Source organism: Billgrantia montanilacus, from assembly GCF_003336675.1.
Classification (GTDB): domain Bacteria; phylum Pseudomonadota; class Gammaproteobacteria; order Pseudomonadales; family Halomonadaceae; genus Halomonas; species Halomonas montanilacus.
The window spans coordinates 90,495-105,452 of the sequence record NZ_QPII01000015.1 but is presented as its reverse complement, the minus strand read 5'-3'; the positions used below and the strand labels follow the sequence as shown (position 1 = coordinate 105,452).

The 14,958-nt window shown below is 61.3% G+C and carries 14 protein-coding genes; 5 read left to right on the top strand and 9 right to left on the bottom strand.

The window, feature by feature from the left end:
* The 7 genes from DU505_RS17290 to gloB form a co-directional block, all read right to left on the bottom strand.
* Positions 1 to 1,737, bottom strand: a complete 1,737-nt coding sequence (locus tag DU505_RS17290; protein WP_114480233.1) for a GGDEF domain-containing protein — start codon at positions 1,735 to 1,737, stop codon at positions 1 to 3.
* 200 nt (positions 1,738 to 1,937) lie between these two features.
* A complete protein-coding gene (locus DU505_RS17285) occupies positions 1,938 to 3,536 on the bottom strand; it encodes an ABC transporter ATP-binding protein (RefSeq protein WP_114480232.1) in 1,599 nt (532 codons plus the stop codon).
* On the bottom strand, positions 3,529 to 4,614 hold the full coding sequence (locus tag DU505_RS17280) for an ABC transporter permease (RefSeq protein ID WP_114480231.1): 1,086 nt from the start codon (positions 4,612 to 4,614) through the stop codon (positions 3,529 to 3,531). The genes DU505_RS17285 and DU505_RS17280 overlap by 8 nt, the downstream gene beginning before the upstream one ends.
* 4 nt (positions 4,615 to 4,618) lie before the next feature.
* Entirely contained in the window at positions 4,619 to 5,692 is a 1,074-nt protein-coding gene (locus DU505_RS17275; protein ID WP_114480230.1) for a microcin C ABC transporter permease YejB, read from the bottom strand.
* 49 nt (positions 5,693 to 5,741) lie between these two features.
* Complete coding sequence (locus DU505_RS17270) at positions 5,742 to 7,577, bottom strand: extracellular solute-binding protein (protein ID WP_114480229.1); 1,836 nt, start codon at positions 7,575 to 7,577, stop codon at positions 5,742 to 5,744.
* A 273-nt stretch (positions 7,578 to 7,850) separates the two neighbouring features.
* Positions 7,851 to 9,008 (bottom strand): transglycosylase SLT domain-containing protein, encoded by a 1,158-nt coding sequence (locus tag DU505_RS17265; protein WP_114480228.1) that lies wholly within the window; start codon positions 9,006 to 9,008, stop codon positions 7,851 to 7,853.
* A gap of 69 nt (positions 9,009 to 9,077) precedes the next feature.
* Positions 9,078 to 9,845: a hydroxyacylglutathione hydrolase gene (gene gloB / locus DU505_RS17260; protein WP_114480227.1), complete on the bottom strand. Its 768-nt coding sequence runs from the start codon at positions 9,843 to 9,845 to the stop codon at positions 9,078 to 9,080.
* 211 nt (positions 9,846 to 10,056) lie between these two features.
* Between gloB and DU505_RS17255 the strand changes: the two genes are divergently transcribed.
* From DU505_RS17255 to nudC, 4 genes are read left to right on the top strand one after another with little or no spacing between them, the layout of a single operon-like run.
* On the top strand, positions 10,057 to 10,845 hold the full coding sequence (locus DU505_RS17255; RefSeq protein WP_114480226.1) for a methyltransferase domain-containing protein: 789 nt from the start codon (positions 10,057 to 10,059) through the stop codon (positions 10,843 to 10,845).
* The gene (rnhA, locus tag DU505_RS17250) at positions 10,838 to 11,323 is read left to right on the top strand and encodes a ribonuclease HI (RefSeq protein WP_114480225.1); all 486 of its coding nucleotides are present in this window, start codon (positions 10,838 to 10,840) and stop codon (positions 11,321 to 11,323) included. Before DU505_RS17255 ends, rnhA begins: the two co-directional genes overlap by 8 nt.
* Before the next feature lie 16 nt (positions 11,324 to 11,339).
* Positions 11,340 to 12,101, top strand: coding sequence for a DNA polymerase III subunit epsilon (gene dnaQ, locus DU505_RS17245; RefSeq protein ID WP_114480224.1), 762 nt, complete (start codon positions 11,340 to 11,342; stop codon positions 12,099 to 12,101).
* Positions 12,101 to 12,877, top strand: coding sequence for an NAD(+) diphosphatase (nudC, locus tag DU505_RS17240; protein ID WP_114480223.1), 777 nt, complete (start codon positions 12,101 to 12,103; stop codon positions 12,875 to 12,877). Before dnaQ ends, nudC begins: the two co-directional genes overlap by 1 nt.
* Before the next feature lie 55 nt (positions 12,878 to 12,932).
* Here the strand turns inward: nudC and DU505_RS17235 are convergent, their stop codons facing one another.
* Positions 12,933 to 13,244 (bottom strand): SCP2 sterol-binding domain-containing protein, encoded by a 312-nt coding sequence (locus DU505_RS17235; protein WP_114480222.1) that lies wholly within the window; start codon positions 13,242 to 13,244, stop codon positions 12,933 to 12,935.
* A 146-nt stretch (positions 13,245 to 13,390) separates the two neighbouring features.
* On the opposite strand from DU505_RS17235, the gene sohB reads away from it, so the two are divergent.
* The gene (gene sohB, locus DU505_RS17230; protein WP_114480221.1) at positions 13,391 to 14,431 is read left to right on the top strand and encodes a protease SohB; all 1,041 of its coding nucleotides are present in this window, start codon (positions 13,391 to 13,393) and stop codon (positions 14,429 to 14,431) included.
* Positions 14,432 to 14,445: 14 nt separating this feature from the next.
* Here sohB and DU505_RS17225 read toward each other — a convergent pair whose 3' ends face one another.
* The gene (locus DU505_RS17225) at positions 14,446 to 14,766 is read right to left on the bottom strand and encodes an ArsR/SmtB family transcription factor (RefSeq protein ID WP_114480220.1); all 321 of its coding nucleotides are present in this window, start codon (positions 14,764 to 14,766) and stop codon (positions 14,446 to 14,448) included.
* Positions 14,767 to 14,958: the final 192 nt, after the last annotated feature.

Here is a 14,958-nt window from a genome sequence, read left to right as displayed (position 1 = left end):
TCAGGACGCGGTGTAGGTTTCGAAGCGATCTCGGCCGCGTTGCTTGGCGCGGTAGAGCGCCTGATCGGCTAGCCGAACCAATTCCACGGGATCGTCGGTGTGATCGGGATAGGTAGCGATACCGCAAGAGAGGCTGACGCGGCCCAGTTCCTTTTCGCCATGGACAAAGCGTTGGTCACGCATCGACCCGAGAAACCGTTCTATGCGTTCCGTCGCCTCTGCGGACGTGGCGCCCGGCATGATGACAACGAACTCCTCACCTCCCAGTCGGCAGACCGCATCGGCTTCGCGGAAATAGTCTATCAGCAGTCTTCCGATGCTCATGAGTACGGCATCACCGGTTTCATGGCCATGTAGGTCGTTGAAACGCTTGAAATGGTCGATATCGAACATCACCAGAGTGACGGGCCGCCCCCGTCGGGCGATGGCTGTCTCCTGTTCAAACCTCTCGTCGAAATGGCGCCGATTCTTCAGTCCCGTCAAGGGGTCCTGATAAGAGAAGGCGAGTAGTTTCTCGACCATCTCCTGAAGCGCCTGGGTACGCTCTTCCACTTGCTGCTCAAGGCGCTGATTGAGTCGAATCAACTCAATCTGGGTGCGAGAATAGTGGCGCAACGAAATCGCCACGATAGTCAGGCTGAAGGCCAGGGCGCCGGCGCTGACCGGCACGCGGGCCCAGGGAAGCAGCCCATGAGCGACAGCCATGTCGACCAGCAGAAGTAGCCCGAAGACACCATAGGTGGCAATGACCCACTGCTGTTCGCCAGTCAGCTTGTTCAGGCGCAAGGCAATGATGGCGAACAGGGTTGGCAGGGTGATCGCCAGCAAGACATCGTAAACAGGAAAGGTGCTGGAAAGATTGACGGCGCCACTCAATGCCAGCGTCAGTGCTGCCACCAGATAGACCAGATGGAGTTGCCATAATAGACGAATCCAGCGTGAATGCCGTGAATCGAACCAATGCTCGAGTAGCAGCCCGATGCCGACCGGCAACGCGTAATAGCCGGCAGCAGCCAGGTAGTCCCACAGTAGCGGCAGGTTCAGGAGAAGCTGGCTGGCCTGGGTTTCAGCAAGAATCATGATGCCGGAGGCGAGCGAGAAGAGGCCGATGCCGGCAAAGCTGCGTCGCCTGGTGTGGATCAAGGCAAAGATGCCTGCCAGCAGGGCAAGAAGGAGAGAAAACGCACTGATCACCAGGTCGACGGCGGATTTCGTGAGTATGAGTTGCCAGAGATCGGGGCGATCCATGAGCTTCACCTCACCCCACAGCCCGATATCGATATAGTTGGAGAAGACACGGAAAAAGAGCGGTTTGTTGGCAAAATCCTCCGGCAGGCTGATCATATGCCATGGCCAGCCTACGAAGCGACCCTTGCCCTGTTCATCGAAATGGCCGTACTGGTAGATCAACTCCGATTCCAGGTAGACCTGTACGATCAGGTCGACACTGTAGATATAAAGCACGGGATCGCGCCATTCGCCTGAGGGCAGGGTGATGCGGAACCAGGCATTGCTTTCGCTCTCTCGGCCCGGTGGATTGGAAGGGAAGTCGATCGCCTGCCACGCCTCCGTGGCTTCTTCCTGGATCCAGGCTGGCGTGCCATCGGCTTGCACCGGCGAATCCCCCCAGCGGTACTCCCACCCCGCATCGAGATCAAGCGGCGCCGTGGAAGCGAGAAGAAGCTGTGGCGTGACGACAAGCAGCAGTGCCCAGAGCAGGGAAAGGGGAAGTCTCATAGCGTCACTTTGGGCAGGAAGGCAGGCTACCAGTATAAAGCAACCACACCGAGCACCCATTAGCTGGGACATGGGTGGCTCTCAACGGTGGTATAGGGGTGGCCATGGGCATTATACCGTTATCCTTCTTCTAATATCCCTATGCATGCTGCTGTTTCAACGTCTCATGCTTCAAGCCATGCGATCATCGTGACAGGGGGTCAGGTGTCGGGCCGAAGCCCTGCTGCCTTGACCAGTGCGCGTGTGTAGTCGCTGCCCGGGTTCTGGAGCACATCCAGGCAGTTACCTTCCTCTATCAGCTCACCCTCTTTCAGTACCATCACGCGGTGCGCCATCGCACGTACCACGGCAAGGTCATGGCTGATGAAGAGGTAGCTCAGACCGCGACGAGCCTGCAGGTCGCGAAGCAATTCCACGAGCTGTTTCTGTACGGTGCGGTCGAGGGCCGAGGTCGGTTCGTCCAGTATCACCAGCTCGGGTTCGAGGATGAGCGCTCGAGCCACGGCAATGCGCTGTCGCTGGCCTCCCGAGAACTCATGGGGATAGCGCGCGGCACAGTCGGCCGGCAGGCCAACTTCCTGCAGCGTGGCCTGAACCCGTTGCAGCACTTCGTTCTCCGCAAGCTTGGGATAGTGAAAGCGCAGTCCTTCGCTGACGATTTCCGAGACTGGCAGGCGAGGCGATAGCGATCCATAGGGGTCCTGAAAGACGACCTGGAAGCGACGCCGCCGCTTGCGAAGCGCGTTGCCGCTCAATCGATGGAGACGTTCGCCGCCGAAATCGATCTCGCCGTCACAGGGCGTGAGTCGCAGGAGGGCCATGGCCAGGGTGGTCTTGCCCGAGCCTGATTCACCGACGACGCCCAGGGTTTCGCCGGGGGCGATGTGAAGGTCTATCGGTTTGACCGCTTCGAAGGGTGGCGGACGCTTGGCGAACAGTCGTTTTGGTCGCTGGAAGCTGACTGACACGCCTCTGGCCCGTAGCAGCGGCGCGACGGCGGATACTGGCACGGGGTGCCCCGTGGGTTCGGCCTCCAGCAGGGTCCGGGTATAGTCGCTGCGGGGTGAGTGGAAGACTTCGGAAACCGGCCCGGTTTCCTGCTCGCGGCCATTGTAGAGTACACAAACCCGGTCGGCATGCCGGCGAACCAGGTTGAGGTCGTGGGTGATGAAGAGCATGCCCATGCCGTGGCGGTCGCGAAGCTCGGCGAGCAGGGCAAGAATTTCCTGCTGAACGGTGACATCCAGTGCGGTGGTGGGCTCGTCGGCGATCAGCAGTTCGGGATCGTTGGCAATTGCCATGGCGATCATCACGCGCTGGCGCTGGCCGCCGGAGAGCTGGTGCGGCCAGGCGTCCAGCAGCTCATCGGGGCGTGGCAGTTTCACCTGCTCCAGCAGTGTACGCGTGCGCTCGCGTGCCGCACGGCCCGAAAGCCCCTGGTGCAACCGCAGTGTCTCTCCGATCTGCTTGGCCACGGTGTGCAGCGGATTGAGCGAGGTCATGGGTTCCTGAAAAATGAATCCGACACGTCCTCCACGCAGCCCCTGCCAGTCACGCTTCCTGAGGCTGGTCAGGTCAGTCTTGCCCAGCCAGCGGCCACCCTCCACGCTAGCGTTATCGGGTAGCAGGTTCATGGTGCCCAGCGCTGCCACCGACTTGCCGGAGCCGGATTCGCCCACCAGAGCAAGTGTCTCGCCGCGTCGCACCTCGAGGGTGAGCTCCTGCAATACCGGAACGCCGTCGAACGCGATGCTCAGCTTATCCAAACGCAGCAGGTCTCGTGAATGCGATTCAGGCATTGGGCTGGGTCCTGGTCAGGGGAGTGGCACTCTGGGCGTGCTGAATGTGTCGCGGGTCGAATGCATCACGCAGTCCCTCGCCGATGAACACGAGCAGCGACAGCATCAGCGACAGGCTGATAAAGGCGGTAATGCCTAGCCAGGGTGCATGCAGGTTGTTCTTGCCCTGGGCGACAAGTTCTCCCAGCGACGGTGAGCCGGGTGGCAGGCCGAAGCCGAGGAAGTCCAGTGCCGTCAGCGTGGTGATGGCACCGGTGAACAGGAAGGGAATAAAGGTAAGTGTCGCCACCATGGCATTGGGCAGGACGTGACGCCACATGATCAGGCGCGAGGGTAGGCCCATGGCCTTGGCGGCGCGCACATACTCCAGGTTTCGTGCCCGCAGGAACTCGGCGCGCACTACGTCCACCAGGCCCAGCCAGGAGAAGAGCAGCATGATACCCAGCAGCCACCAGAAGCCCGGTTGCACGAGGCTGGCGAGGATAATCAAGAGAAACAGTACCGGCAGTCCCGACCAGATCTCGGTCAGGCGCTGTCCTACCAGATCGGTCTTGCCGCCGAAATAGCCCTGTATGCCACCGATGAGCACGCCCATCACCAGCGAGCCGGCAGTCAGCACCAGAGCGAAGAACACAGACAATCGGAAGCCGTAGATGACACGGGCCAGGACGTCGCGCCCCTGGTCATCGGTACCCAGCCAGTGACGCCTGTCTGGCGGGGATGGCGAGGGGCGCATCATCTGCATGTCCAGGGTCTGGTAGGAGAAGGGGATCGGTGGCCAGAGCGCCCAACCATGGTCCTCGATCTGCGCCTGTATGAACGGGTCGTGGTAATCGGTTCGTGTCGGCAGGAACCCGCCGAACTCGGTCTCGGGATATTCCACCAGCAGGGGCGCATACCACTGCCCATCGAATTGCATCACGATGGGTTTGTCGTTGGCGATCAGTTCGGCGACGAGGCTCACGCCAAACAGGACCAGGAAGATCCATAGCGACACCCGCGCCCGGCGATTCTGGCGGAAGACGCTGATGCGTCGACGGGCGATGGGGGAGAGCTTGGAGGTGAACGCAAAGGCCATTGGCTCAGGACTCCCGAGTCTCGAAATCGATACGTGGATCCACCCAGACATAGGTGAGGTCGGAAACCAGTTTCAGAATCAACCCGATCAGGGTGTAGAGGAAAAGCGTGCCGAAGATCACCGGATAGTCGCGCTGCATCACCGCCTCGAACCCCAGCAGCCCCAGGCCCTCTAGTGAGAAGATCACTTCGATCAAGAGCGAGCCGGTGAAGAAGATCGTGATCAGTGCCCCGGGCAGGCCGGCGATGATGATCAGCATGGCATTGCGGAACACGTGGCCATAGAGCGTCCGACGGTCACTGGCGCCCTTGGCGCGGGCGGTGAGCACATACTGCTTGTGAATTTCGTCGAGGAAGCTGTTCTTGGTCAGCATGGTCAGGGTGGCAAAGCTGCCGATGGTCATGGCCACTACCGGCAGGGTGATGTGCCAGAAGTAATCCTTGATCTTGCCCCAGGTGGAGAGTTCGTGAAAATCCGGCGAGGTGAGTCCGCGAAGTGGGAAAAAGTCCCAGTAACTGCCCCCAGCGAACAGCACGATGAGCAGGATGGCGAAAAGGAAGCCGGGGATCGCATAGCCCACGATCACCAGCCCGGAGGTCCAGACATCGAACCGTGAGCCATGATGTAGCGCCTTGCGGATGCCCAGCGGAATCGATATCAGATACACGAGCAGAGTGGTCCAGAGGCCAAGCGATATCGACACCGGCAATCGCTCGATCATCAGTTCGACCACCGGTCGATCACGGAAGAAGCTGTTGCCGAAATCAAAGGTGGCATAGTCGCGCATCATGCCGAAGAAGCGGATATGGGCCGGCTTGTCAAAGCCGAACTGCTGCTCGAGCTGTTCGATGAAACGTGGGTCCACGCCGCGAGCGCCGCGGGATTCGTCCCGGACGACAACGTCGCCGCCGCCGGCATCGAGTCGGGTACTGGACATGGCGTCCATGCCTTCGAATCGCGCCATCATCTGGTCGATGGGGCCGCCAGGGGCAGCCTGGACGATGATGAAGTTGAGCAGCATGATTCCAATGAGGGTAGGAATCATCAGCAGCAGTCGGCGCAGGATGTAGCGGCTCACGATGGGGTCATCCTTGTGAAAGCAGCATTAACAGAGGTACCCGCACGGTCTATCGGCGGCGAAGACGACGGTTGATCTCGTCTTCTCGCTCGATGTCGACCCACCAGGCCGACAGGTCGAACCCGTACTCGGGGAAAGGCTCGGGATAACCGAACTTGTCCCAGACGGCAATTCGCGTCTCGCCGGAATGGTAATGGGGGATGGTAATGAAGTTCCACCTCAGCACCCGGTCCAGCGCGCGAGCGGCTGTATTGAGCTCACGCCGGCTGTCGGCCCGTATCAGGCGCTCGACCAGTTCATCGACCACCGGATCCTTCAACCCCATCAGGTTGCGGCTCTGGGGGCTCTCAGCGAAGTCGCTGGTCCAGAATTCGCGCTGTTCGTTGCCGGGGTTGTTTGACTGGGGAAACTGACCGGTGATGATCTCGAAGTCGAAGCTTCTCAGGCGGTTGAGGTACTGGTTGATATCGACGATGCGCAGGCTGCCCTGAATGCCGAGGCGTGACATGTTGCGCAGCATGGGTTGCACGACTCGTTCCAGGCCGCTGTCGAACAGCATGACCTCGACGGATAACGGATGTCCGCGGTCACCGTCTACCAGGACACCATCCCGGACCTCATAGCCCGCCTCCAGCAGCAGTTCGTAGGCCAGTCGCAGGCGCTCGCGCAGATCAGTCGGGTGATCGATAGGTAACGCACTGTCGAAGACCCGCTCGGGCAAGGCGTCACGGTGCGGTTCGAGCAGGGCGAGCTCCGGCTCTGTCGGCAGCCCTTCGGCCGCCATCTCGGAGTTCTGAAAGTAACTCTCTGTCTGGCTGTAGGAGTCGTAAAAGAGGTTGGCGTTGAGCCATGGGAAGTCGAAGGTGAGATTGAGCGCCTCGCGTACGCGAACGTCCTGGAATTTATCCTCTCGCAGGTTGAAGACAAAGGCCTGCATGCGTGACGGCTGCCCGTCCGGCACGGTGATCCGCTTCACCAGGCCGTCGTTGTAGGCGGGGAAGTCGTAACCGATGGCCCAGGTGGCGGCACGAGCATCGGTGCGATAGTCCATGACGCCGGCCTTGAATGCCTCCCAGGCGATATCGCGGTCTCGATAGTAATCGTAGATGAGCCGGTCGATATTGTGGCGTCCACGATTCACGGGCAGTTCGGCGCCCCAGTAGTCCGGCACTCGCTCATAGACGATGCGGCGGCCAGGTTCCACCTCGGCGAGGCGATAGGGGCCGGAGCCGGGATGGCGTGCCAGGGTCGGTGCGCTGAAGTCGTGCTCCTGCCAGTAGTGCTTCGGCAGGATCGGCAACTGGCCCACGATCAAGGGCAGCTCGCGGGAGTGGTTGGTGGCGAACTCGAAGCGGACGGTATGGCGCTCCAGCGCTTCGACACTCTCCACATCGGCGTAGTAGCCGCGGTAGAACGGGTTGCCTTCCTCCACCAGCAGATTGAAGCTGAAGACTACGTCCTCGGCGGTGACGGGCTCGCCATCGTGGAAGCGTGCCTCGGGCCGAAGGTCGAACTCGATCCAGAACCGGTCGGGGTCGAGGCGCATGCCTTCGGCCAGCAGGCCGTAAACGCTGAAAGGCTCATCGACGTTTTCCACCAGTAGGGTGTCGTAGATTTCACCGATGCCGATAGCGGGTGTGCCACGGATGATGAAGGGGTTGGTGGAATCGAAGCTGCTGCCCACGGCGGCACGGGTCAGGCTGCCCCCCTTGGGGGCAGCCGGATTGACGTAGGGGAAGTGATCAAAGCCTTCACTCAAGGCCGGCTCGTCGTAGAGAGCGAGGCCATGAACGGTAGGAATCGCTTCGTGCTCGTCGGCGATTGTCGACGAAACCCAGCCCGTGGCCAGGGCAATCAAGAAGAGGCAACGTATGACGAACCGCATCGATGACATCCTTGCTGAAACATGCCCTGGCAGGCAGGGGTGCCGCCTTAAGGTGTCAGGCCTTCCGTTGCTTGTAAACCTATCCTGTCGAATTTCATGACGCTAGGAGCCTGTCGGATATGACCGATCGTCACGAGAGATTTGGATTTCGAGACAAGTTTATCGATCTGATGAGGCGAATAGCCCGCTATTTAACGAATCAGATCGAATGAAATTGGCCGAAAGACCGGGTCTCGCAGTAGATCAGCGTTAAGTCCGACAGGCTCCTGGCTGTCAACGTGCGGCCAGGCTGCGCCGGGGAATGTCCAGCCGTTGCCCCTCGTGGATGACGTCCCCGTTGAGTCCGTTTTGCTGGCGTATCTCTTCCACGCTGCTGCCGTGCAGGGCGGCAATGGACGACAGGCTGTCGCCTCGGACAACCACATACTGCTCCGCACCAGTGCCGGGGCCCGGCGGTAGCGGGGCCGTGAGGTGGGCAAGGACCGCGTCTTCATGCTCGATCGGCACCAGCACCACTTCGGCCGTGGCGGGATGAGCGCTGCCATTGGTCAGGCCGGGATTGAGTGCCGACAGTTCGGCCTGGTCCATGCCCGAGACGGTGGCCAGTTGAGCAAGGTTGATTGGCGCCTCCACCGTTACCTTGGCGAAGGTCGGTGCATCGTCGATTTCCGGTAATTCGACACCGTGGGCCTCGGGGTCGGCGATGATGGCAGCGATGGCATTGAGCTTTGGCAGGTATTGCATGGTTTCGTTGGGCAACTGGAGATGCCAGTAGTCCGTTGGCTCGCCACGGGCGGAGGCGGCATGTCGCGCGCGGTTTACGGTGCCGGCTCCGGCATTGTAGGCGGCGAGAGAGAGCTCGAGGTCACCCTCATACCACTGTTCTGCCTGCAGCTCGATATAATCCAGGGCAGCCTCGGTCGAAGCCACGACATCGAGTCGACCGTCGTAGCCATTGAGGCGGCTAAGGCCCAGGGCATCTCCGGTACCTGGCATGAACTGCCAGAGCCCGGCGGCGCCGCGATGACTCCGTGCCGTGGGATCGAAGGAGCTCTCCACGAAAGGGATCAGTGCAATTTCGCCAGGCAGACCACGTGTTTCCACTTTCTCGTTTATCCAGGCCATCCAGGGGCGAGCCCGCTCGATGATCTCGACCACGTTGGACGGGTTGCCCCGATAGTACTCGATCCAGTGCTGGACGCGCGCATCGTGGCTACGATCCTGCCATTGCAGGTTGTCACGCAACCGCTCCCAGGTGTCGCCGGGAAGATAATCCAGTTGCAGATCGTCCCAGAAATGCGTCGTCGAGAACGCATTGCTGGCTCCGGGGTGGGGGGCAGCCTGACTATGTGCGCCGGTAGCCAAGGCTCCGAACAGGGCAAGGCTGCTGACGAGGCCCAAGGCTCTTCGTCGAGCGGTATGGTAGGTCATGCGTTCTCCTTCAGGTCGCTGAGGCGGCGTGACGGGGGGCCGCCAGGCTTCCATGGGATGCGTCGAAAATCAGAATGTATCTTTCCAGGCTCGCAGGGTGGCGAAGGTGGCCTGGTCGGTATCGGTATTGCCATGCTGTGAAGCGGCGGCACGCACCTCGGGATCGGCGCAGCGCAGGAAGGGGTTGATCCGCTTCTCGCGCCCCAGGCTGCTGGGCAGAGTCGGCCGATCGAGATCCCTTGCGCGCCGGGTCTCCTCGAGCGCCATGGCCACGTCTGGATTGTTCGGGTCGGCGGCTGTGGCAAATGTCAGATTGGCTTGGGTATATTCGTGTGCGGCGAAGACCAGGGTGTCGTCGGGCAGCCTGGCGAGCGCCTGTAGTGCCTGGTACATCTGTTCCGGAGTGCCTTCGAACAGCCGGCCACAGCCGGCCGAGAACAGGGTGTCGCCACAGAACAGCAGGGGGGGGATACCCGGGGTGAAGAAGGCGATATGGTCCAGGGTGTGTCCCGGTACCTCGATGACGTCGAAAAGGCGTCCCATGACACGGCAGGTGTCGCCTTCGCCGACACGCTCATCGATACCTGCTATCTGGGGGTTGCGGGGGCCGATAACGTGGGGTGAGTATCGTTCGATCAGTTCGGCAAGGCCGCCGACGTGGTCATGATGATGATGGGTGATGAGAACGTGGGCGAGATTCAGCTTGTCCCGCTCCAATGCCTGAATGACCGGGCTGGCATCGCCGGGGTCCACGATGCAGACATCGGGGCTCGTGTCCTGGCGCATTAGCCATATATAGTTGTCGCCAAATGCGGGAATCGGTGTCACGCTCAGCATAGGCCTAACGTCCTCGTCGCGTCGTCAACCGGTGTGTTGCAGGGCGCGGAGCCTTGTTCTCGCAAGCCGCACTATCGATGCGTGTACATGGTTTCCAGACACGACCGACCGATGCGCGCTAAAGCCGAGAGCCATTGCCATGGCGGCCAAACGCTGCCATTTTGCTATAAATTGCCTGCAAAACCGGTGATAATGGAGGGTGTTGTAGTCAATGTCAAACTCACAGGATTTGTTGGCTCTGGCTCAACTGTTCCGCGAAGGGCGCCGCTACTGGTCAAGCCCCGATGGCGTCGCTCACTGGCGTGCCGAACGTGCCTGCCTGGGACCTGTCTGTGAGCGTTTGCATGGGCTCCACAGCCTGGAGCTCGGCATGGGGCCCACTCTGACCGACATGTCGCCCATTCATCACAGCATGCGCTGGGCGCCGACCGCCGAACTGGCCGAGCAGCCGTCTACCCTGGTCTGTCCACCCGATGCGCTGGCGTTACCCGATGAGAGCCTGCAGTTGGTGATCATTCATCACCTGCTGGAAATCGTGCCGAATCCTCACCGACTCTTGCAGGAGGCCGCTCGGCTCACCGGCGATGACGGCTGCTTGATCATATTCGGTTGGGCCCCGCTGGGGGTGGCCGGGTTGACACGCATCTCGCCGGGGCGTCGGCGTCGGCTACCGTGGCGTGGGCAATGGCGGACGCCGGCCAAATTGCGCGACTGGCTGGCGTTTGTGGATTTCCGAGTCGAGCGGGTAGACTACTGCGGCTTTCATCTGCCTGGCAGCATGCCGGGTAACGCGACGCTGGAGACCCTGGGGCGACGTCATAACGTGCCGTTTGGGGACAGCTACATCATACGCGCGCGACGCCGAACGAAACTGGCCCAGATTCAGCGCCCCCGTCTCCGACTTGGTGGCGCGCTGGGAGGCAATTCACTGGGCCATGCTTCCCGGATCGGGCGTCCCGTAGTGGAAGATTCCAGCAAGAGGACCGCAGAGGTTGAGTGATAACGAACAGGGCAAGTCGTTACCCAGCGTCACCATATTCACCGATGGGGCATGCCGTGGGAACCCGGGGCCGGGCGGCTGGGGGGCAATACTGACCAGCGGTCGACACGAAAAGACCCTCAATGGTTTCGAAGCGAACACCACCAATAATCGGATGGAGCTGATGGCGGCCATCATGTCGCTGCGTGAGCTCAAGCAGCCATGTCGGATAGACCTCTGGACCGACTCCGAGTACCTGCGCAAGGGTATAACCGAGTGGATCCACGGCTGGATGAAGCGTGGCTGGAAGACAGCAAACCGCCAGCCGGTCAAGAATGCCGAGCTATGGAGAGAGCTGCTGGAGGAGGCCAACCGGCACCAGGTGCAGTGGCACTGGGTGAAGGGCCATAGTGGCCATCCGGGTAACGAACGTGCCGATGCGTTGGCCAACGCCGCCATCGATGCCCATCGCGCCAAGCCAGACGTCGTCATCAAATAATCGTGAGCCAAGTGTCATGCGTCAGATTGTTCTGGATACGGAAACAACCGGTATCGATCCCAAGGAAGGCCATCGGCTGATAGAGATCGGCGGCGTGGAGCTGGTCAATCGCCGCCTTACCGGCCAAACCTACCATCAGTACATCAACCCGCAGCGGGAGATCGAAGCCGAAGCCATCGCCGTGCACGGTATTACCAACGACGACCTGAACGACAAGCCGGTCTTCGCCGAGATTGCCGATGCATTCTGGGACTTCATTCGCGGTGCAGAGCTGGTGATCCACAACGCGGCCTTCGATGTGGGGTTCATCGACCACGAATTCATGCTGCTTCATGCCCAGCGCCGCGAGCCACGCCTGGGCCCGGTGGCGGAGCATTGCTCCATCCTGGACACCCTGCGACTGGCCCGCGACCGTCACCCGGGGCAGCGCAACAACCTCGATGCGCTGTGCAAGCGCTACGAGATCGATAACGGCCGCCGGGTACTCCACGGGGCCCTGCTGGATGCCGAGATCCTGGCCGAGGTCTACCTCGCCATGACCGGTGGCCAGACGGCCCTGACACTGGATGCCGAAGAGCGCCGTGCCGATGACGCCATGGCCGGGGGGTTGTCGATTCGCCGCCTCACGTTGGCGCCGGGCAGCTTGAACGTCTTGCCCCCCGCTGCGGAAGAGCTGATTGCCCACCAGGCGAAGCTCGACCAGATCCGTCAGGCATCGGGTTCCTGCCATTGGGATGCCCTTGCTGTGGCGAGTGAGCTGGCAGTAAAGCCGAACTGATGTTGCGCCGCGAACTCCCTCTGGAAGCGGCCAGTGGCCGGGTGATTCGGATTGCCGCCGGCCGCATCGCGCCCGGGCCGGATGCCACGCCTCTTCAGCCCGAGCAGGCATGGACGGCGGAGATGCAGCCGCTATGCTACTGGCACGACGAGCCGGTGGCGCTGGCAGTGGAAGCGCATGGTGGTGGTGACTGGCCGGATGGCAGGAGTTGGCTGGCCAGGTTACCCGAATCCTGGTTTCCGCTGGTTTCCACGGCCCTGCAGGTTTCGGCCTGGCTTCGTGACCATCGCTACTGTGGTCGCTGTGGGGCCGGTTCGATACGACTGGATGGCGAGTTTGCCATGCACTGCGACGCCTGCGGCCTGCGTAACTACCCCAGGATATCCCCCTGCATCATCACGCTGGTGACGCATGGCAACGCCATGCTATTGGCCAGGAGCCCTCGCTTCCCGCCTGGTCGCTTCTCTACACTGGCCGGTTTCATCGAGCCGGGTGAGTCTGCCGAGGAGGCCGTGCATCGAGAAATCTTCGAGGAAGTGGGGCTGACGGTCGGGCGGATACGCTACTACCGCAGCCAGGCCTGGCCGTTTCCCCATGCGCTGATGCTGGGTTTCTTTGCCGAAGCCGCCAGCCGGCGTATCCGTATCGACGGTGTCGAGATAGCCGATGCTGCCTGGTTCATGCCGCAGCGGCTGCCGCAGCTGCCGCCGCCCTATTCCATTTCACGCGCCCTGATCGAGACGCATCTCGCCGAAGTGAAGGGCAGCCCCTGTTGAATGCAGGGTGGGCCGTCTAACGGCGGCCCACGTCGGCTTGCCATGTAGCATCGGATCAACGTGCCGGGAACAGGCTCGTCAGCTTCGTCGCCAGCATGACGTTACCGGTCGCCTTGAGCTTGCCGGTCATGAAGGCGGTCATGCCATTGATCTCTCCGTTCATCACACCCTTCAGGGTATCGGTACTCATGCTCAGGCTGACCGAGGGGTCGTCGTGCTCACCCTCTTCAATGGCGAGGTTGCCATCCTTGATGACCAGGTAATGGCTGCCATTGTCGCTGAAGTGAAACTGGAAGACGTCATCCATGCCCTTGGCGGCCTGAGGGTCGAAACGGTCTTGCAGTTTGTCGAACGCGTTACTGGACATGCGAGGGCTTCCTCTGTCTGGGGATCAAGGGAGGGTCGGGCACTTCTGATGAGGGTATTTTAAACAACTGTTTTAATCAAGGGCATTGTACCGGGCGTCAGGCGGCGTCAGGATAAGTCGTCCAACCAGGAAGCGGAGAAAGCAACGTGAACGAGTGGCTGATGGATATCGGGCGCTTCACGGCCCAGCTGACGGTCTTGATACTACTGGTGGGAATCGTGGTGATCATCGTCGCCCGGGCCAGGAGCGAAGGTGGCGACCGTCTGCGCATGCGTATCGAGGAGCTCAACCATCGACATGAGTACCGGCGGCGACGGCTGACCCTTGCCGCCAGCGAGCCGGGTGCTCGCAAGCGACTGCTCAAGGCGTTTCGGCGGGATGACAAGGAACAGGGACGCCAGGGGCGCAAGGCGCCGGGTGAGCCACGACAGACGGTCTGGGTACTGGATTTTCGCGGCGACATCAAGGCATCGGGGGTGGGGCGGCTGGCCGAGGAGATATCGGCCGTCATTGCCGCCGCCTCGGAAGGCGACGAGGTGGTGGTACGCCTTGAATCACCCGGCGGGCTGGTGCACGCCTATGGCCTTGCCGCGGCCCAGATGGATCGGCTACGGGATGCCGGCCTGACGACCACCGTCTGTGTCGACAAGGTGGCTGCCAGCGGGGGATACCTCATGGCCTGTGCCGCCGACCAGCTGCGCGCTGCTCCCTTTGCGGTCCTGGGTTCTATCGGTGTGGTGGCACAGCTGCCGAACCTGCATCGGCTGCTCAAGCGGCACGATATCGATGTCGAACTGCTGACCGCCGGCGAGTACAAGCGAACCCTGACGGTCTTCGGCGAAAATACCCAAGAGGGGAGGGAGAAATTCAAGGCGGACCTGGAAAACATCCATGCGCTATTCAAGTCGCATGTTGCCGAGCGCCGCCCTCAGCTGGATATCGAGGGGGTCGCTACCGGCGAGACCTGGTATGGTCGGGATGCCCTGGACAAGGGCCTGATCGATGCCCTGGGCACCAGCGAGGCGTATCTCGTTTCACGCATGGAGGATGCGCGCGTGATCGGCATGCGCCTGGAGTTGCGCCGAGCAATGGGCGAGCGGCTCGGAATGGCCATATCGAAAGGGGTGGAGGGCGGCATCGAGCGAATAATGGAGCGACTCGATGCCGGCCGCTGGGAGAAACGCTGAGTCAGCAACACCCGTTACGGCTTCTGTAGCCTGACCAGCGTTCCGATCAGCTCTCGGGCCTGTTCACCCTGCAGGGAGTAGTAGATGGTCTGGGAGGCCCGCCGCGTCGTGACCAGGCTTTCCCGGCGGAGGATCGCGAGGTGTTGCGAAAGGGCCGACTGGCTCAGCGACAGGCGTTGATTGAGTTCTGTCACGGACAGTTCCGAGTCGTCGAGCAGGCATAGGATGCGCAATCGGTTGTCATTGGCCAGCGCCTTCAGAAGGGCGGTGGCCTGATCGATGGCAATATCACCGGCTTCAAGCAGACGGGATGCGTTACTGTGCGAGGTGCTCATGTCGTTCTCCCCGTGTTGGCTGCCCGGCTGCGGTGCAGGCCGGGGCTGGCGGCTTCGGGCGGCTACCTCGGCCTGAGGCATCAGCGTTACAGCGTGCTGCGGCAGGAGGCAGGGGTGTGACAGTGCCCTTCATGGTTATGGCATTGCTCATTTAGTTATCATTGATAGTGGCCTATTAGCTGTCAAACGTCG